Origin of the sequence: Chromobacterium sp. S0633, from assembly GCF_024158805.1 — a bacterium.
GTDB lineage: Bacteria > Pseudomonadota > Gammaproteobacteria > Burkholderiales > Chromobacteriaceae > Chromobacterium.
In genome coordinates, this window is the sequence record NZ_JAMZGH010000009.1 from 1 (window position 1) to 16,077 (window position 16,077).

The 16,077-nt window shown below is 61.9% G+C and carries 15 protein-coding genes and 2 tRNA genes; 12 read left to right on the top strand and 5 right to left on the bottom strand.

Annotated features, from left to right (window positions below; genetic code table 11):
* The 4 genes from NK214_RS08455 to trxB form a co-directional block, all read right to left on the bottom strand.
* The coding region (locus NK214_RS08455) for a PIN domain-containing protein (protein ID WP_253314229.1) at positions 1-259 on the bottom strand (259 nt) is incomplete at its 3' end.
* A 59-nt stretch (positions 260-318) separates the two neighbouring features.
* On the bottom strand, positions 319-771 hold the full coding sequence (locus tag NK214_RS08460; protein ID WP_048414751.1) for a peroxiredoxin: 453 nt from the start codon (positions 769-771) through the stop codon (positions 319-321).
* Positions 772-870: 99 nt separating this feature from the next.
* Positions 871-1,494: a Smr/MutS family protein gene (locus tag NK214_RS08465; protein ID WP_227108205.1), complete on the bottom strand. Its 624-nt coding sequence runs from the start codon at positions 1,492-1,494 to the stop codon at positions 871-873.
* 4 nt (positions 1,495-1,498) lie between these two features.
* On the bottom strand, positions 1,499-2,455 hold the full coding sequence (gene trxB, locus NK214_RS08470; RefSeq protein ID WP_235088794.1) for a thioredoxin-disulfide reductase: 957 nt from the start codon (positions 2,453-2,455) through the stop codon (positions 1,499-1,501).
* 583 nt (positions 2,456-3,038) lie between these two features.
* Here trxB and tig point away from each other — a divergent pair.
* From tig to NK214_RS08525, 11 genes are all read left to right on the top strand, one after another.
* Positions 3,039-4,346 carry a trigger factor gene (gene tig, locus NK214_RS08475; RefSeq protein ID WP_107799213.1) on the top strand — a complete coding sequence of 436 codons (1,308 nt, stop codon included), beginning with the start codon at positions 3,039-3,041 and terminating at the stop codon, positions 4,344-4,346.
* Positions 4,347-4,364: 18 nt separating this feature from the next.
* The gene (clpP, locus tag NK214_RS08480; RefSeq protein ID WP_107799212.1) at positions 4,365-4,997 is read left to right on the top strand and encodes an ATP-dependent Clp endopeptidase proteolytic subunit ClpP; all 633 of its coding nucleotides are present in this window, start codon (positions 4,365-4,367) and stop codon (positions 4,995-4,997) included.
* A gap of 19 nt (positions 4,998-5,016) precedes the next feature.
* A complete protein-coding gene (clpX, locus tag NK214_RS08485) occupies positions 5,017-6,291 on the top strand; it encodes an ATP-dependent Clp protease ATP-binding subunit ClpX (protein ID WP_107799211.1) in 1,275 nt (424 codons plus the stop codon).
* A 144-nt stretch (positions 6,292-6,435) separates the two neighbouring features.
* Positions 6,436-8,853, top strand: coding sequence for an endopeptidase La (lon, locus tag NK214_RS08490; RefSeq protein WP_107799210.1), 2,418 nt, complete (start codon positions 6,436-6,438; stop codon positions 8,851-8,853).
* Positions 8,854-9,027: 174 nt separating this feature from the next.
* A complete protein-coding gene (locus NK214_RS08495) occupies positions 9,028-9,297 on the top strand; it encodes an HU family DNA-binding protein (protein WP_019101406.1) in 270 nt (89 codons plus the stop codon).
* A 44-nt stretch (positions 9,298-9,341) separates the two neighbouring features.
* Positions 9,342-9,417 (top strand) — tRNA-Val (locus NK214_RS08500).
* A 6-nt stretch (positions 9,418-9,423) separates the two neighbouring features.
* Positions 9,424-9,500 (top strand) — tRNA-Asp (locus tag NK214_RS08505).
* Positions 9,501-9,572: 72 nt separating this feature from the next.
* On the top strand, positions 9,573-11,408 hold the full coding sequence (locus NK214_RS08510) for a SurA N-terminal domain-containing protein (RefSeq protein ID WP_253314230.1): 1,836 nt from the start codon (positions 9,573-9,575) through the stop codon (positions 11,406-11,408).
* A 371-nt stretch (positions 11,409-11,779) separates the two neighbouring features.
* Positions 11,780-12,517 carry a methionine ABC transporter ATP-binding protein gene (locus NK214_RS08515; RefSeq protein WP_107799208.1) on the top strand — a complete coding sequence of 246 codons (738 nt, stop codon included), beginning with the start codon at positions 11,780-11,782 and terminating at the stop codon, positions 12,515-12,517.
* On the top strand, positions 12,517-13,203 hold the full coding sequence (locus NK214_RS08520; RefSeq protein WP_107799207.1) for a methionine ABC transporter permease: 687 nt from the start codon (positions 12,517-12,519) through the stop codon (positions 13,201-13,203). The genes NK214_RS08515 and NK214_RS08520 overlap by 1 nt, the downstream gene beginning before the upstream one ends.
* 67 nt (positions 13,204-13,270) lie before the next feature.
* The gene (locus tag NK214_RS08525; protein WP_107799206.1) at positions 13,271-14,080 is read left to right on the top strand and encodes a MetQ/NlpA family ABC transporter substrate-binding protein; all 810 of its coding nucleotides are present in this window, start codon (positions 13,271-13,273) and stop codon (positions 14,078-14,080) included.
* Positions 14,081-14,451: 371 nt separating this feature from the next.
* On the opposite strand, the gene NK214_RS08530 is transcribed toward NK214_RS08525, so the two are convergent.
* Positions 14,452-14,727, bottom strand: a complete 276-nt coding sequence (locus NK214_RS08530; RefSeq protein WP_107799205.1) for a metal/formaldehyde-sensitive transcriptional repressor — start codon at positions 14,725-14,727, stop codon at positions 14,452-14,454.
* Between the two features lie 125 nt (positions 14,728-14,852).
* Here NK214_RS08530 and NK214_RS08535 point away from each other — a divergent pair, with 125 nt between their 5' ends.
* Entirely contained in the window at positions 14,853-15,995 is a 1,143-nt protein-coding gene (locus NK214_RS08535) for a sulfite exporter TauE/SafE family protein (RefSeq protein ID WP_253314231.1), read from the top strand.
* Positions 15,996-16,077: the final 82 nt, after the last annotated feature.

Sequence of the window (16,077 nt, forward strand, 5' to 3'; positions counted from 1 at the left end):
TGGCGCTCTTCAGCGGAATGCGGGTTTCGATCTTGGCTTCGCCCCCGCTGACGATCTCATCTAGGAACGGGCTGGCCTGGCGCGCGTGGCGCCCCACTTCGGACATCCCCTTCTTGTGGGTGTCCAGTTCTTCCAGCGTGATGATGGGGATGAACACATCGTGTTCTTCGAAGCGATACAAGCAGGTGGGGTCGTGCAGCAGCACGTTGGTGTCGAGAACAAACAGCTTGCTGGCGCTGATTTTTTTGCGGCTGGCCATGATGATCCCCTGGTTTTATCGCGGGGCGGGCCGGGAATCGGCCGACCCCGTCGCAGTTTTTAGAGCGTCTTGACGAAGTCCAGCACCGCCGCGGCGTGGCCTGGCACTTTGACGCCGCGCCATTCGCGCGCGATGTCGCCGTTCCGGCCAATCACGAAGGTGCTGCGTTCAATCCCTCTGACCTGTTTGCCATACATATTCTTCATCTTGATGACGCCAAACAGATTGCAAACAACCTCCTCTGCATCGGACAACAATTCGAATGGCAGCTCCAGCTTGGCTTTGAAGTTCTCGTGAGACTTCAGGCTGTCGCGGGAAATGCCGACAACGGCGGCGCCGGCGGCGGCGAATTCGGCGTGCAGATCGCGGAAATCCATGGTTTCGTTGGTGCAGCCGGGGGTGTTGTCTTTGGGGTAGAAGTAGATCACCAGCGGCTTGGGGCTGCTGGACAGCTGAAACGAGACGCCGGCGGTGCCGGGCAGGGTGAAGTCGGGGCAAGCAATGCCGGACATGCAGTAACTCCTGTGGTGGAACTGGGTTGGTGCGTCCGCCTTGTTTTGAGATTAGCGGATTCCCGCCCGGTTAGACAATGGGAATGGGTAACGAAATTTTCACGGCGCGTGTTCCCGCCGCAGCAGCACCAAGAGCGCGCCGGCGCCGCCCATGGATTCGCCGGCCTCGCAAAAGGCCAGCACATCGGGGTGGTGCTTGAGCCAGGCGCGCACCATGCGCTTGAGCACGGGCTGGCCGTTGGAGCCGAAGCCCTTGCCGTGTATCACCCGCACGCAGGGGCCGTGGCGCCGCGCCTGGTGCAGGAACAGCGCCAAGGCGTCCTGGGCCTGGTAGCGGTCGCAGCCGTGCAGGTCGAGCTGGCGGCAGACCGGCCAGAAGCCTGCGCGCAGCTTTTTCAGCGTGGCGGAGGGCATGCCGGGGCGGGCGAAATGGGCGTCGATCTCTGCCGGTTCGAACCACCCCACCATCTGCTGCAGCAAGGCCTGTTGCACCGCTTCCGACGTCTGGCCGTGCTGATGGCGGCGGCGCGGATGCGGGCTGGGCTTGGGGCGAGGGCTGGCGTGGCGGTTGTCCGGCTTCAGCGGCTTGACGTCGCGGAACAGCTGGCGGAAATCCGGTTCCGGTTCGGCCGGCGGCGCGGCGGAAACGGAAACGCCAGCCGGCGCGCGGGAGTCGCGCACCTGCTGGCGCAGGCCTTGCAAGGCTTTCTTGAAGGCTTTCAAGTGTTTACTTCAGGCTGTCCAGGTAACGTTCCGCGTCCAGGGCGGCCTGGCAGCCGGAGGCCGCGCTGGTCACCGCCTGGCGGTAGATGTGGTCCTGCACGTCGCCGGCGGCGAACACGCCCGCCGCGCTGGTGGCGGTGGCGTTGCCCTCGCGGCCGCTCTTGGTGATCAGGTAGCCGGTGCCGTCCATTTCCAGCTGGCCTTTGAAGATCTCGGTGTTCGGCTGGTGGCCGATGGCGACGAAGAGGCCCATTACCTTGATTTCTTCGGTGGAGGCGTCCTGCATGGACTTCAGGCGCAGGCCGGTGACGCCGGAAGCATCGCCCAGCACTTCGTCCAGGGTGGCGTTCAGCTTCAGGCTGATCTTGCCTTCCTTGACGCGGTCCATCAGCTTGTCGATCAGAATCTTCTCGGCGCGGAAGGTTTCGCGGCGGTGGATCAGGGTCACGTGCTTGGCGATGTTGGCCAGATACAGCGCTTCTTCCACCGCGGTGTTGCCGCCGCCGATCACCGCCACGTCCTGGTTGCGGTAGAAGAAGCCGTCGCAGGTGGCGCAGGCGGACACGCCCTTGCCCTTGAACGCTTCTTCGGAGGCCAGGCCCAGGTATTTGGCCGAGGCGCCGGTGGCGATGATCAGCGCGTCGCAGGTGTATTCGCCGGCGTCGCCCACCAAGCGGATCGGTTTTTCATGCAGATGGGTGGTGTGGATGTGGTCGAACAGGATTTCGGTGCCGAAGCGCTCGGCGTGCTGCTGAAAGCGCTGCATCAGTTCCGGGCCCATCACGCCGGCGGCGTCCGCGGGCCAGTTGTCCACGTCGGTGGTGGTCATCAACTGGCCGCCTTGCGCCAGGCCGGTGACCAGCACCGGCTTCAGGTTGGCGCGCGCCGCGTAAACGGCGGCGGTGTAGCCGGCGGGGCCGGAGCCAAGAATCAGCAGGGGGCTGTGGCGAGTCGTGGTCATGATGTTTTCCTGTGTGAGAAGCGGGTAATGAAACCGATTGCGTCAAACCGGGGCGGCCGGTTGGGCGCCGAGGTCGAGTCGTTCAGTTCTGAAGTATGGTGTCTGTCCGTCGGAATCCAAGAGCAAGAGCGGACTATTCAGCCAGCGGGCCCGCGCGCGGGCGCCGGCGTTTCGGCTGACAATATACAAGAGCGGCGGGGCAAGGTTAAGCGTTGGCTTGATTGGAATATTCAACATTGCTGATTGAATTCCTTTATCGCCGTTCCCGGCCGTCCTATCGGCCGGGCTTGGTTCTGGCTGAAATCATTTGCGCATTCACGCGTCGATTCAAAAGCTTGCCGTTTTTCGGGGCGCCGTCATGCCGGAATCCGCGGCGGGGCTAGGCCCGCTTGGCCCGCCGCGGCCGCGCGGCGGCTACTTGCCAGCACCGGCCGCGTGCTATACTGTCCGTTTTCGCGTTGGGTGCGTGGTGTAACTCCGCGCAGCGCCACTTCTGAGGTGAGGCAATGTCCTTCGTGTCTGCCGATCCGTGGCGTCGTACCGTCCCAGATGACTAAACCTGTCACACACTTAAGGATTTAACATGCAAGTACAGCTGGAAACATTGAGCAATCTTGAGCGCCGCATGAATATCGCCCTGCCGATGGCGGCCATCGACACGCAAGTGGCCGAGCGCCTGAAGCGCGTGGCCCGCAACGCCAAGATTCAAGGTTTCCGCCCGGGCAAGGCTCCGCTGAAGATCGTGGAAATGAACTACGGCGCCCAGGTGCGTGAAGAAGTGATGGGTGAACAGGTTCAACAGGGTTTCTACTCCGCCGTGAGCGAGCAGAAGCTGCGCGTTGCCGGCTACCCGCGCTTCGAGCCGGTAGCCGCCGGCGACGACAAGGAAAACTTCAAGTTCGCCGCCACTTTCGAGGTTTACCCGGAAGTGAAGGTTGGCGAGCTGGCCGGCAAGGAAGTGGAAAAGCCGCTGACCCCGGTGACCGACGCCGAAATCGAGAAAACCATCGATATCCTGCGCAAGCAGCGCACCCGCTACAACCGCGTTGAGCGCGAAGCCGCCACCGGCGACCGCGTGATCATCGACTTCAAGGGCGCCATCGACGGCGTGCTCTTCGAAGGCGGTTCTTCCGAGAACTTCCCCTTCGTGCTGGGCCAAGGCCAGATGCTGGCCGAGTTTGAAGCGGGCGTCGCCGGCATGAAGGAAGGCGACATCAAGAGCGTGGAAGTGAGCTTCCCCGAGGATTACCACGGCAAAGACGTGGCCGGTAAAACCGCCGTGTTCGAAATCCTGCTGAAGAACGTGGCTGAAGCCGTGCTGCCGGAAGTGAACGAAGAGTTCGCCAAGCTGCTGGGCATCGCCGACGGCGACGTTGAGAAAATGCGCGCTGAAATCCGCAAGAACGTGGAACGCGAAGTGAAGCGCCGTCTGCAGGCCCGCACCAAGGAAAACGTGATGCAGGCGCTGTTGGACGCCACCGAGATCGAACTGCCGAAAGCCCTGGTCAGCCTGGAAATCGGCCGTCTGGTCGAGCAAGCCCGTCGCGACATGCAGCAACGCGGCATGAACGTCAAAGACATGCCGTTCCCGCCGGAACTGTTCGCTCAGCAAGCCGAGCGCCGCGTGGCTCTGGGCCTGATCCTGTCCGAAGTGGTGGAGTCCAACAAGCTGGAAGCCAAGCAGGACCAAGTCAAGGCCATGATCACCGAGTTCGCCGACAGCTACGAAGATCCGGCTGAAGTGCTGACCTGGTATTACGCCAGCCCGGACCGCCTGGAAGGCCCGACTTCCATGGTACTGGAAGACAATGTGGTTGAATTTGTGCTGTCCAAGGCCAATGTTGTAGAGAAAGAACTGTCCTTCGACGCCCTGATGGGCAACAACGCCTGATAACAGCTGGAGTGGCCGATGAAATCGATGATGGAACCTCAAGGTCTGGGCCTGGTGCCCATGGTGGTGGAACAGAGCGGCCGCGGCGAGCGCGCGTATGACATCTACTCGCGTCTGCTGAAGGAACGCATCGTGTTCCTGGTGGGCCCTGTCACGGATGAGTCGGCCAACCTGGTTGTGGCGCAGATGTTGTTCCTTGAATCGGAAAATCCGGACAAGGACATCCACTTCTACATCAACTCGCCGGGTGGGTCGATTACCGCGGGCATGTCCATTTACGACACGATGAACTTCATCAAGCCGGATGTTTCCACCTTGTGCATTGGCCAGGCCGCCAGCATGGGCGCCTTCCTGCTCGCCGCCGGCGCGCAGGGCAAGCGCTTCGCGCTGGCCAATAGCCGGGTGATGATTCACCAGCCGCTGCTGTACGGCGGCGGCCTGTCCGGCCAGGTCACCGATATCGAGATCCATGCTCGCGAACTGGTCAAAGTCAAGGCCAAGATGAACGAGCTGCTGGCCAAACATAGCGGCCAGCAACTGGAGCGGGTGATCGCCGACACCGAGCGCGACAACTTCATGTCCGCCGACGAGGCACAGGCCTACGGCTTGATCGACAAAGTGCTGACGTCCCACAAGGACGTGAAAGCTTAAGGAGCGATGGAATCCGCCAATGGCTGATAAGAACAGCAATGAAAAGCTTCTCTACTGCTCTTTCTGCGGCAAGAGCCAGCATGAAGTCCAACGCCTGATCGCCGGGCCGCAGGTCTTCATCTGCAACGAATGCGTCGAGCTGTGCAACGACATCATTCGCGAGGAGCTGGAGAAGGGCGTCGGCGACGCCGCGTCCTCCTCCGAAGACAGTCCGCTGCCTACGCCTCAGGAAATCCGCGCGGATCTCGACCAATACATCATTGGTCAGGATTTCGCCAAGAAGACCCTGTCGGTGGCGGTGTACAACCACTACAAGCGTCTGAGCAGCCCGGCAAGCAAGAGCGAGGTCGAGCTGGCCAAGAGCAATATCCTGCTGATCGGTCCGACCGGTTCCGGCAAGACCTTGCTCGCCCAGTCTCTGGCCCGCTTGCTGGACGTGCCCTTCGTCATCGCCGACGCCACCACGCTGACCGAAGCGGGTTACGTGGGCGAGGATGTCGAGCACATCATCCAGAAGCTGCTGCAAAAATGCGACTACGACGTGGACAAGGCCCAGCGCGGCATCGTCTACATCGACGAGATCGACAAGATCTCGCGCAAGTCGGAAAACCCGTCCATCACCCGCGACGTATCGGGCGAGGGCGTGCAGCAGGCTTTGCTGAAGCTGATCGAGGGCACCGTGGCCTCGATTCCGCCGCAGGGCGGCCGCAAGCATCCGAATCAGGAATTCATCCAGGTGGACACCACCAATATCCTGTTCATTTGCGGCGGCGCTTTCGACGGGCTGGAGAAGATCATTCGCCAGCGCTCGGAAAAGGGCGGCATCGGTTTCGGCGCCGACATCAGCTCCAAGGACGACGGCAAGAGCTTGTCCATGTTGTTCCAGGAAGTGGAGCCGCAGGATCTGATCCGTTTCGGTCTGATTCCCGAGCTGATCGGCCGGCTGCCGGTGGCGGCCACGCTGGAGGAGCTGGACGAAGAGGCGCTGGTCACCATCCTGACCCAGCCGAAGAACGCGCTGATCAAGCAGTATCAGAAGCTGTTCTCGATGGAGTCGGTGGAGCTGGAAGTGCGTCCGTCCGCCTTGCGGGTGATCGCCAAGCAGGCGCTGAGCCGCAAGACCGGCGCGCGTGGTTTGCGCTCCATCCTGGAACGGGCGCTGCTCGACACCATGTACGAGCTGCCGTCCATGGCCGACGTGGAAAAAGTCGTGGTGGATGAAAAGGTTATCGACAAGGGCGACAAACCGCTGTTCATTTATCGCGACAAGGACGACAAGGCGCAATCGGCCTGATTGTCCGCCGCGACTCCGGAGACCGCCCAAACCGGGCGGTTTTTTATTTGTAGAGCCGGAAATCTGATTTAGTATGGGGGTGTTGAATTTTACTGTCCGCCCCCCCATCTCCCAAGCATTGTTTCATAAGCAAGGTTAGGTGATATGCCGCAACCCGCAGAACTCAAAGAAGAAGCCACGCTGCCATTGCTGCCGCTGCGCGACGTGGTGGTCTTCCCCCATATGGTGATCCCGTTGTTCGTCGGCCGCGCCAAGTCCATCCGCGCGCTGGAGCTGGCGATGGACGAGGGCAAGCAAATTCTCTTGGTGGCGCAGCGTTCCGCCTCCAAGGACGAACCGTCCGCCGACGACCTGTATCAAGTCGGCACCATCGCTTCGGTGTTGCAGATGCTCAAGCTGCCGGACGGCACCGTCAAGGTGCTGGTCGAAGGCCGTCAGCGCGCGATGATCGAATCCGTGGGCGAAGAAAACGAATGCTTCGTCGGCGCTTTCAAGCCGCTGAGCCCGGAGGCCGAGGAATCGACCGAGACCGAGGCGATGCGCCGCGCGCTGCTCGCGCAGTTCGAGCAGTACGTCAAGCTGAACAAGAAGATTCCGCCGGAAGTGTTGAACTCGCTGGCCGGCATCGACCGCGCCGGCCGCATGGCCGACACCATCATCGCCCACCTGCCGCTGAAGCTGGAGCAGAAGCAGGAGGTGCTGGAGATGTTCGACGTGCAGCAGCGCCTCGAGCACCTGATGTCGCAGCTGGAAGGCGAAATCGACATCCTGCAGGTGGAAAAACGCATCCGCGGCCGCGTCAAGCGGCAGATGGAAAAGAGCCAGCGCGAGTACTATCTGAACGAGCAGGTCAAGGCGATTCAGAAAGAGCTGGGCGAGATGGACGAGGTCAGCGACCTCGACGAGCTGGAAAACAAGATCAAGGTCGCAGGCATGAGCAAGGAGGGTCGCGAGAAGGCGATGTCCGAGCTCAAGAAGCTGCGCATGATGTCGCCGATGTCGGCGGAAGCCACCGTGGTGCGCAACTACATCGACACCCTGCTCGAACTGCCGTGGAAGAAGAAGACCAAGATCAGCAAGGACGTGGCCAAGGCCGAGGAAGTGCTGGACGAGGATCACTTCGGCCTGGAGAAGGTCAAGGAGCGGATTCTGGAGTACCTGGCGGTGCAACAGCGCGTCGACAAGCTCAAGGCGCCGATTCTGTGCCTGGTGGGGCCGCCGGGCGTGGGCAAGACCTCGCTGGGCCAGTCCCTGGCGCGCGCCACCAACCGCAAGTTCGTGCGCATGGCGCTGGGCGGGGTGCGCGACGAGTCCGAGATCCGCGGCCATCGCCGCACCTATATCGGCTCCATGCCGGGCAAAGTGCTGCAGAACATGAGCAAGGCGGCGGTGAAGAACCCGCTGTTCCTGCTGGACGAAGTGGACAAGATGGGCGCGGATTTCCGCGGCGATCCGTCGTCGGCCTTGCTGGAGGTTTTGGACCCGGAGCAGAACCACTCCTTCATCGATCATTACGCCGAAGTCGAATTCGACTTGTCCGATGTGATGTTCGTGGCCACCGCCAACTCGCTGAACATTCCGCCGGCGCTGCTGGACCGGATGGAAATCATTCGTCTCGCCGGCTACACCGAGGACGAAAAGGTCAATATCGCCACCAAATACCTGCTGCCCAAGCAAATGAAGGCCAACGGCGTGCAGGAGGGCGAGCTGGCGGTGCAGGAGACCGCGCTGCGCGACATCGTGCGCTACTACACCCGTGAAGCCGGCGTGCGCAGCCTGGACCGCGAAATCGCCAAGATCTGCCGCAAGGTGGTGACCAGCGCCTCGCTGAAGGCCGGCAAGGCGAGCAAGGTGACCGTCAGCGGCCGCAACCTGGACAAATTCCTGGGCGTGCGCCGTTTCGATTACGGCATCGCCGAGGACGAGAACCGCATCGGCCAGGTCACCGGCCTGGCGTGGACCGAGGTGGGCGGCGAACTGCTGACCATCGAGGCGGTGTCGCTGCCGGGCAAGGGCAACATCATCCGCACCGGCCAGCTGGGCGAGGTGATGCAGGAGTCCATCACCGCGGCGATGAGCGTGGTGCGCAGCCGCGCGCGTTCGCTGGGCATCAAGCCGGACTTCTACGAGAAGAGCGATATGCACATCCACGTGCCGGAAGGCGCGACGCCCAAAGACGGGCCCAGCGCCGGCATTGCGATGACCACGGCCCTGGTGTCCATCCTGACAGGCATTCCGGTGCGCGCCGACGTGGCGATGACCGGCGAGATCACGCTGCGCGGCGAGGTATTGCCTATCGGCGGCCTGAAAGAGAAGCTGCTGGCGGCGCATCGCGGCGGGATCAAGCACGTGTTGATCCCCAAAGGCAACGAAAAAGATTTGGTTGAAATTCCCGCCAATATCAAGCATAAAATCGAAATCCATGCCGTTAAGTGGATAGACGAAGTCTTGGCTTTGGCCTTGGAGCGGCAACCGGAGCCTTTGTCGGAAGAAGAAAAGCCGGCGGAGGAGTTGCGAGGGACGCAGGAGGCAGCGCAAGGCGTGTCCGTGATGAAGCATTAAGAATCATGGCCTTAGCCGAACGCTGAATAACTTGTGTTCAAGCGGCTTTCCAGTGTGTTTGCGAAATGGCAAAATGCCCGTCAAAGCCGCTTGACACAAGGATTTCGCCCTTGCTATAAAGCAAGCGGTTTTTATCCGAATTACGTAGACCGAGAACGACGAAAGGGGACTTACGTGAACAAGTCTGAACTGATTGACGCTATTGCCGCTGAGGCCGATATCTCCAAAGCCGCCGCCGCCAAGGCGCTGGACGGCATGGTGGCCGCTGTAACCGACGCTCTGAAAAAGGGCGACACCGTGACCCTGGTGGGCTTCGGCACCTTCTACGTTGGCGAACGCGCTGAACGCAGCGGCCGCAACCCGAAGACCGGCGCCACCATCAAGATCCCGGCAGCTCGTTCGCCGAAGTTCCGTGCTGGCAAGGCACTGAAAGACGCGCTATAATTAGCGGCCTTGGCAGCCCCTAGCGGCTGGCAAGGTGTTTCGAGGGGCGTTTAGCTCAGTTGGTAGAGCGTCTGCCTTACAAGCAGAATGTCGGCGGTTCGACTCCGTCAACGCCCACCACAGTCCGGAGCGGTAGTTCAGTTGGTTAGAATACCGGCCTGTCACGCCGGGGGTCGCGGGTTCGAGTCCCGTCCGCTCCGCCAGAACTCACAAAAAGGTGAACGAAATACAGCGTTCACCTTTTTTTTTGACAAGGGTGGCTCAAGCCAATCGCCATGTTCGAGTTTGTCCAGAACAATAAAGTCTTCATTCAGGTTGTATTGGGAGCTGTTGCGTTGACCTTCGTGGGCTTCGGCGTGGGCAGCTATGAAGCAGCTTCCGACGACCCTTATCTCGCCAAGGTAGGTTCCGCCAAGATTTACAAGCGCGATCTGGATCGAGCCTTGGAGGGCCAGCCCACCGATCCGGCAAGCCGCCAGGCCGCGCTGGAAAACCTGATCCGCCAGGAACTGCTGCTGTCCGACGCGCACGACCGCGGCGTCACCGTCAGCCCCGAGCAGCTGCGCAAAGTCATCGCCTCCATTCCCGCCTTCCAGGACAACGGCAAGTTCAGCCCGGAACGCTATCGCGAATTCCTGCAAAACCGCTATCCGTCTCCTGAAGCCTTCGAAGCCCAGGTCAAGCGCGACATCGTGCTGCAAAGCCAGCTGACCGGCATCGCCGGCACCGAGTTCGTCGCCGGCACCGTGGTCAACCGTCTGGCCGGCCTGTTGGGCGAGGGCCGCGAAGTGCGCTCTTTGCTGTTGAAGCCGGCGGATTTCGCCGCCGAGGTCAAGACCGACGACGCCGCGCTCAAGGCCTTCTACGACGCCAACCTGAAGCGTTTCCGCGTACCGGAGCGGGTCAAGCTCGACTACGTGCTGCTGTCCCAGGACGCCTTGGCTCAAGGCCTTAAGCCCAGCGACGCCGAGCTGCAGAAATACTACGAAGAACACAAGGCCGAGTTCAGCAACGAACAGCGCCGCGCCTCCCATATCTTGCTGACGGTGGCCAAGGACGCCAAGCCGGAGCAGAAGGCCAAGATCAAGGCCGAAGCCGAGGCCTTGCTGAAGGACGTGCGCGCCAATCCGGCCCGTTTCGCCGAACTGGCCAAGGCCAAGTCGCAAGATCCGGGCTCCGCGGCCAATGGCGGCGATCTGGGTTTCTTCGGCCACGGCATGATGGTCAAGCCTTTCGACGACGCGGTGTTCCGCATGAAGCCGGGCCAGATCAGCGAAGTGATCGAAACCGAGTTCGGTTATCACATCATCAAGCTGGACGAAGTGAAGGCTCAGGACTTCGCCGAAGTGAAAGCGGCTATCGCCGAGAAGCTGCAGCGTCAGCAGGCGGGCAGCCTGTTCCGCAGCCAGGCCGACAAGCTGACCGAACTGGCCTACCAGCAGGGCGATTCGCTGAAGGCGCTGCAAGAGCAGTTGAAGCTGCAGCCGCAGCATTCCGATTGGCTGAGCCGCGGCAAGCCGGCGGCGGACCCGCTGCTCAACAGCCCCAAAGTGCTTGAGGCGGCGTTCAGCGAAGACGTGCTGAAGAAGAAGCACAATAGCGAGCCGGTGGACATCGGCAACAGCCGCCTGTTGGTGGTGCGCGTGGCCGAACATCAGCCGGAGCGTCAGCAGACGATGGACGAGGTGCGCGAGGTGATCAAGGCCGAGCTGGTGGCCAAGGAAGGCGCCAAGCTGGCCGAGAAGAAGGGCCAGGCGCTGTTGGCCGAGCTGAAGGCGGGCAAGGGCGAGGGCAAGGCTTGGAGCGAAGCCAGGACCCTGCTGCGCCGCGATCCGGCCGGCCTGCCCATCGCCGACGCGCGGGCGGTGTTCGCCGCTCAGGCGGGCAAGCTGCCGGCCTTCGCCGGCGCCAAGCGCGACAACGGCGAATACGCGCTCTATCGCATCGACAAAGTGATTCCGGCGCCGGCGGCCAGCGAGGCCGAACGCGGCCAGCTGAGCGCGATCCTGGGCGAGATGAACGCCAACGCCCAGCTGTCCAGCTATCTGGACACCTTGCGTCAGAAGTACAGCGTGACGATGGGCAAGCAGGGTTTGTCCGACGCGCAATAAGTCCGGTTTGAACGATGTCCGATCGCCGCCGCCAGCGTTTGCTGGCGGCGGTTTTTCATATGCCGCGCGCTGATTTGCTTATAAGTTTGAGCGCTAAGCGGGCAATTTTTTTTGAGTGGGATGAGATAATTTCAATCTTTTTTAGTCGGAACTATTGACTGGAAACGAAAATAGATGTTCAATCATAAACAAATTTAGTCGCCGATTTGAACACAGCTTGCGGGCGTAAAACAGCTAAAGCGTGGGTAAGCAGCCCCAGGACGTGATCCAGCATCTGCTTACAGTAATCTCGATTCCGCAGTGATTCCGAAGATTCCCATGCAAGGCCCGCCAAGTTCATTGGCGGGCCTTGTGTTTTTGGAGTATTTGGAATGATTCATCTGCAAAATGTTCGTAAGCGTTTCCGTCACCCCGAGGGGGGCTGGTTCGATGCGGTCACGGACACCTCTCTCACGATTCGTCCGGGCGAAGTCTTCGGACTAATCGGCTTTTCCGGCGCCGGCAAATCCACCTTGCTGCGCCTGATCAATCTGCTGGAGCGTCCGGACCACGGCGCCGTCATCGTCGACGGCGAAGACCTGACCAGCCTGTCCGCCAAGGCCTTGCGCCGCGCGCGCCAGAATATCGGCATGGTGTTCCAGCAATTCAATTTGATGGCCAACCGCACCGTGGCCGGCAACGTCGCCTTCCCGCTGGAAGTGGCGGGCTGGGCCAAGGCGGATATCGACAAGCGCGTCCATGAATGCCTGGAAGTGGTGGGCCTCTTGGACCGCGCCAATCACTATCCGGCGCAATTGTCCGGCGGCCAGAAGCAGCGCGTCGGCATCGCCCGCGCGCTGGCGCCCAATCCCAAGGTGATCCTGGCCGACGAGCCCACCTCGGCGCTGGACCCGAAAACCACTCAAGCCGTGCTGGATTGTCTGAAGGACATCAATCAACGCTTTGGCGTCACCATCGTCATCGTCACCCACGAGATGGGCGTGGTGAGGGCGATCTGCCATCGCGCGGCGGCCCTGGACGCCGGCCGGGTGGTGGAAGTGGTGGATGTGTCGAATAACGAGGTGGCGGCGGATTCCGATCTGGCGCGCTCGCTGCTGGAGGCCGCGTAATGGATGCCGCAACCCTGAACGAAGCATTGCAAAACCTGGTGAGCATGGGGCCGGAAATCTGGCAGGCCTTCCAGGAAACGCTGGTGATGCTGGGCATAGGCCTGAGCGCGGCCGTCTTGCTGGGCGGTCCGCTCGGCATCGTGCTCTACCTGACCCAGCCGGGTCAGCAGTTCGCCAACCGCGCGCTGAACGGCGTGCTGGGCTGGGTGGTGAACCTGGTGCGTTCCTTCCCCTTCATCATCCTGATGGTGTCGCTGGTGCCGCTGACGCGAGCGCTGGTGGGCAGCACCATCGGTCCGGTGGCGGCTTCGGTCCCGCTGGCCTTTGCCGCGATTCCGTATTTCGGCCGCCTGGTCGAGCAGACGCTGCGCGAAATTCCGCGCGGCGTGGTGGAGGCGGCCGAGGCGATGGGCGCCAGCCCGCTGCAGATCATCTGCAAGGTCTTGCTCAACGAGGCGCGCTCCGGCCTGATTTCCAGTCTGACCATTCTGACCATCAGCTTCCTGAGCTATACCGCGGTGGCGGGGGTGGTGGGCGGCGGCGGCATCGGCGATCTGGCCATCCGTTACGGCTACTACCGTTATCAAACCGATGTGATGGTGGCCATGGTGCTGATGCTGGTGGCGCTGGTGCAAGTCATCCAGCTGCTGGGCAACCGGCTGGCCGCCAAGCTGGACAAACGTTGACATCCGCCGGCGCCAGGCGCCGGCAGGGCTAAGCTTTTACCTATCAATGGACAAGCAGGAGAAACAAATGCGTAGATTCGTGATCAAGGCAGTGGCGGCGTCGGTATTGGGCTTGGCGACAGCGGGCGCGGCGCTGGCGGCGGACCCGGCCAAGAAGGACATCGTGATCGGCACCACCGTCGGCGATTTCGGCGATATGGTCAAGCAATCGATCAAGCCCATCCTGGAAAAGCAGGGTTACAAGGTCAAGCTGGTGGAGTTCACCGATTACGTGCGTCCTAATCTGGCCTTGCAGGAAGGCGCGCTGGACGTGAATGTGTTCCAGCACAAGCCCTATCTGGACAACTTCGTCAAAGAGCACAAGCTGAACCTGAAAGAGGCGTTCCAGGTGCCGACCGCGCCGCTGGGCATCTACGCCGGCAAGATCAAGGCGCTGAAAGACGTCAAAGTGGGTTCCACCGTGGCCGCCCCCAACGATCCGTCCAATTTCGCCCGCGCGCTGGTGATGCTGGCCGATCTGGGCTGGGTCAAGCTGAAGCCGGGCATCAACCCGCTGACCGCTTCCGAGCGCGACATCGCCGTGAATGTGAAGAAGATCAAGATCATTCCGCTGGAAGCCGCGCAACTGCCGCGTTCGCGCAGCGATGTGGACTTCTCGGTGATCAACGGCAATTACGCCACCAGTTCCGGCATCAAGCTGACCGAGGCGATCTATCAGGAAAAGAGCTACGCCTACGTCAACTGGGGCGCGGTACGCACGGCGGACCTGGCCAAGCCCTGGGCCAAGGACGTGGTGGCGGCTTACAACTCGCCGGCGTTCAAGGCTTTCGCCAAGCAGAAGTACGCGGGCTACAAGCTGCCGCAGAATTGGAACTAAGCGAGATCGCTTACTCGCGCGCCGGCAGACGGCCGGCGGCGCAGGATTTCTTGTAACACTCCTGGCTACAAGACTTGATGGGAGGGCTTAGCCCTCCCAATTTTTTTGCGCGCTTAGAACGTGTTTACGATCTCGCGAGCGAAGGTGAGACAAGGCGAAAACCGCTGAGAAAGCGGAGTGTACACACGGTACATGAGTATTTCGAAGGGATACTCACCGTGTAACGCTCCACAACGCGCAGCAGATCGTAAACAGGTTTCTCAGGCCCGCTGACAAAACCCCTGATCCTGCGTTGCGCCTCCTTGTCGTACTGGTACTGTCTGTGTCGGCGCGCCGTAGCTCAGGTGCGCAGCGCGGTTTTGTTAGGGCTCTTATTTCAGATAGGAGCGTAAGACACCCACCACCTGTTCCAGGTCCCGGCTGCGCTGCAGCGGGTCGTCGGCCTCAGGGCCCAGATGTTCGCGCAGATGGCCCTCCATCACTTCCATCATCAGCCCATTGACGGCGCCGCGCACCGCGGCGATCTGTTGCAGCACGGCCGAGCAATCGACTTCCTGTTCCAGTGCGCGTTCCAGCGCTTCCGCCTGGCCCTTGATGCGGCGGACGCGGGTCAATAATTTCTTCTTGTCTTTCACGGTATGCGGCATGCGCGCAGCTTCCTTCTATTGATAATATACTGGGGTATAGTATATTGACGCCAATCCGCCGCCGGACGCGTTGATTCCAATCGTCCACGGCGGCCAAATGGAACTCATTGTAAAGAAGGTCAAAGATGCCGCCAATCGCCGAGCTGATCCAACAGGGCAACATCAATCTCTGGCTGTTCATTCCGTCCGCCATCCTGTTGGGTGCGCTGCACGGGCTGGAGCCCGGGCACTCCAAGACCATGATGGCGTCTTTCATCATCGCCATCCGAGGCAGCATAGGCCAGGCGGTACTGCTGGGCCTGTGCGCGGCCTTGTCGCATTCGCTGATCGTCTGGCTGCTGGCGGCGCTGGCGCTCCAATACGGCAATCAGTTGATCGCCGAACAGGCGGAGCCGTATCTGATGCTGTTTTCCGCCGTAGTGGTTTTGGCGGTGGCGGCCTGGATGTTGTGGCGCACCCGGCGGGACAATCTGGTGGCGCGGGCCATGCGGCGGCCGCCAAACGGCGGCAGCATGATAGACACCGGCCATGGTCTGGTCGAGGCCTTGCTTCTGCGCGAGGACGGTCTGCGCGTGGCCTTGTACCAGTACAGCGCCGGCCTGCGACGGCTGAAACCCGATGGGCGCGGCTTGGCGCTGGCGTGGCAAGGCGAGGAGGAGGCCGGGGAACTGGCTTTTGAAACTGAGGGGGAGTATCTGCTCAGCCCGCGCTTGCCGGCCGGGGCGATGGCGAAGGCCTTGCTCCTAAGCCATGGCGGCCACGTTCATCGCTATCCCGTGCGTTTCGCGCCGGCGGTGGCCGGCGTCGAGGGGGCGGGGACGTATCGCCGGGCGGTGAGCGCGGGGCCGGCCAAGCCGGCGCGAAGAGCGACGGCGACGCTGCCCGCCTATCAGGACGCGCATGAACGCGCGCACGCCGAGCACATCCAGCGGCGCTTCGCCGGCAGGAAGGTGGGTAATGCGCAGATCGCCTTGTTCGGCCTGACCGGCGGGCTGATACCGTGTCCGGCCTCGGTGACCATTTTGCTGCTATGCCTGCATCTGAAGCGCTTCTCCCTGGGCGCCACCATGGTGGCTTCGTTCAGCCTGGGGCTGGCCTTGGCGCTGGTCAGCGTCGGCGTGCTGGCGGCCTGGGGCGTGCGCCAGGCGGGCGCCCGTTTCGGCGGCCTGGGCGAGTGGGCGCGGCGCGCGCCCTATCTGTCCGCCGGCCTGATGTTCCTGGTGGGCTTGGCGATGGCCGCGCAGGCCGCGCGCGGCCTCGCCGCTTAGCGCTTGTTCAAGGTCTGCCGCGCTTCGTGGGACGCGGCGCGGCGAGTACGGCTTCGAAATGCCCATGCAGCGCTTGCACGCT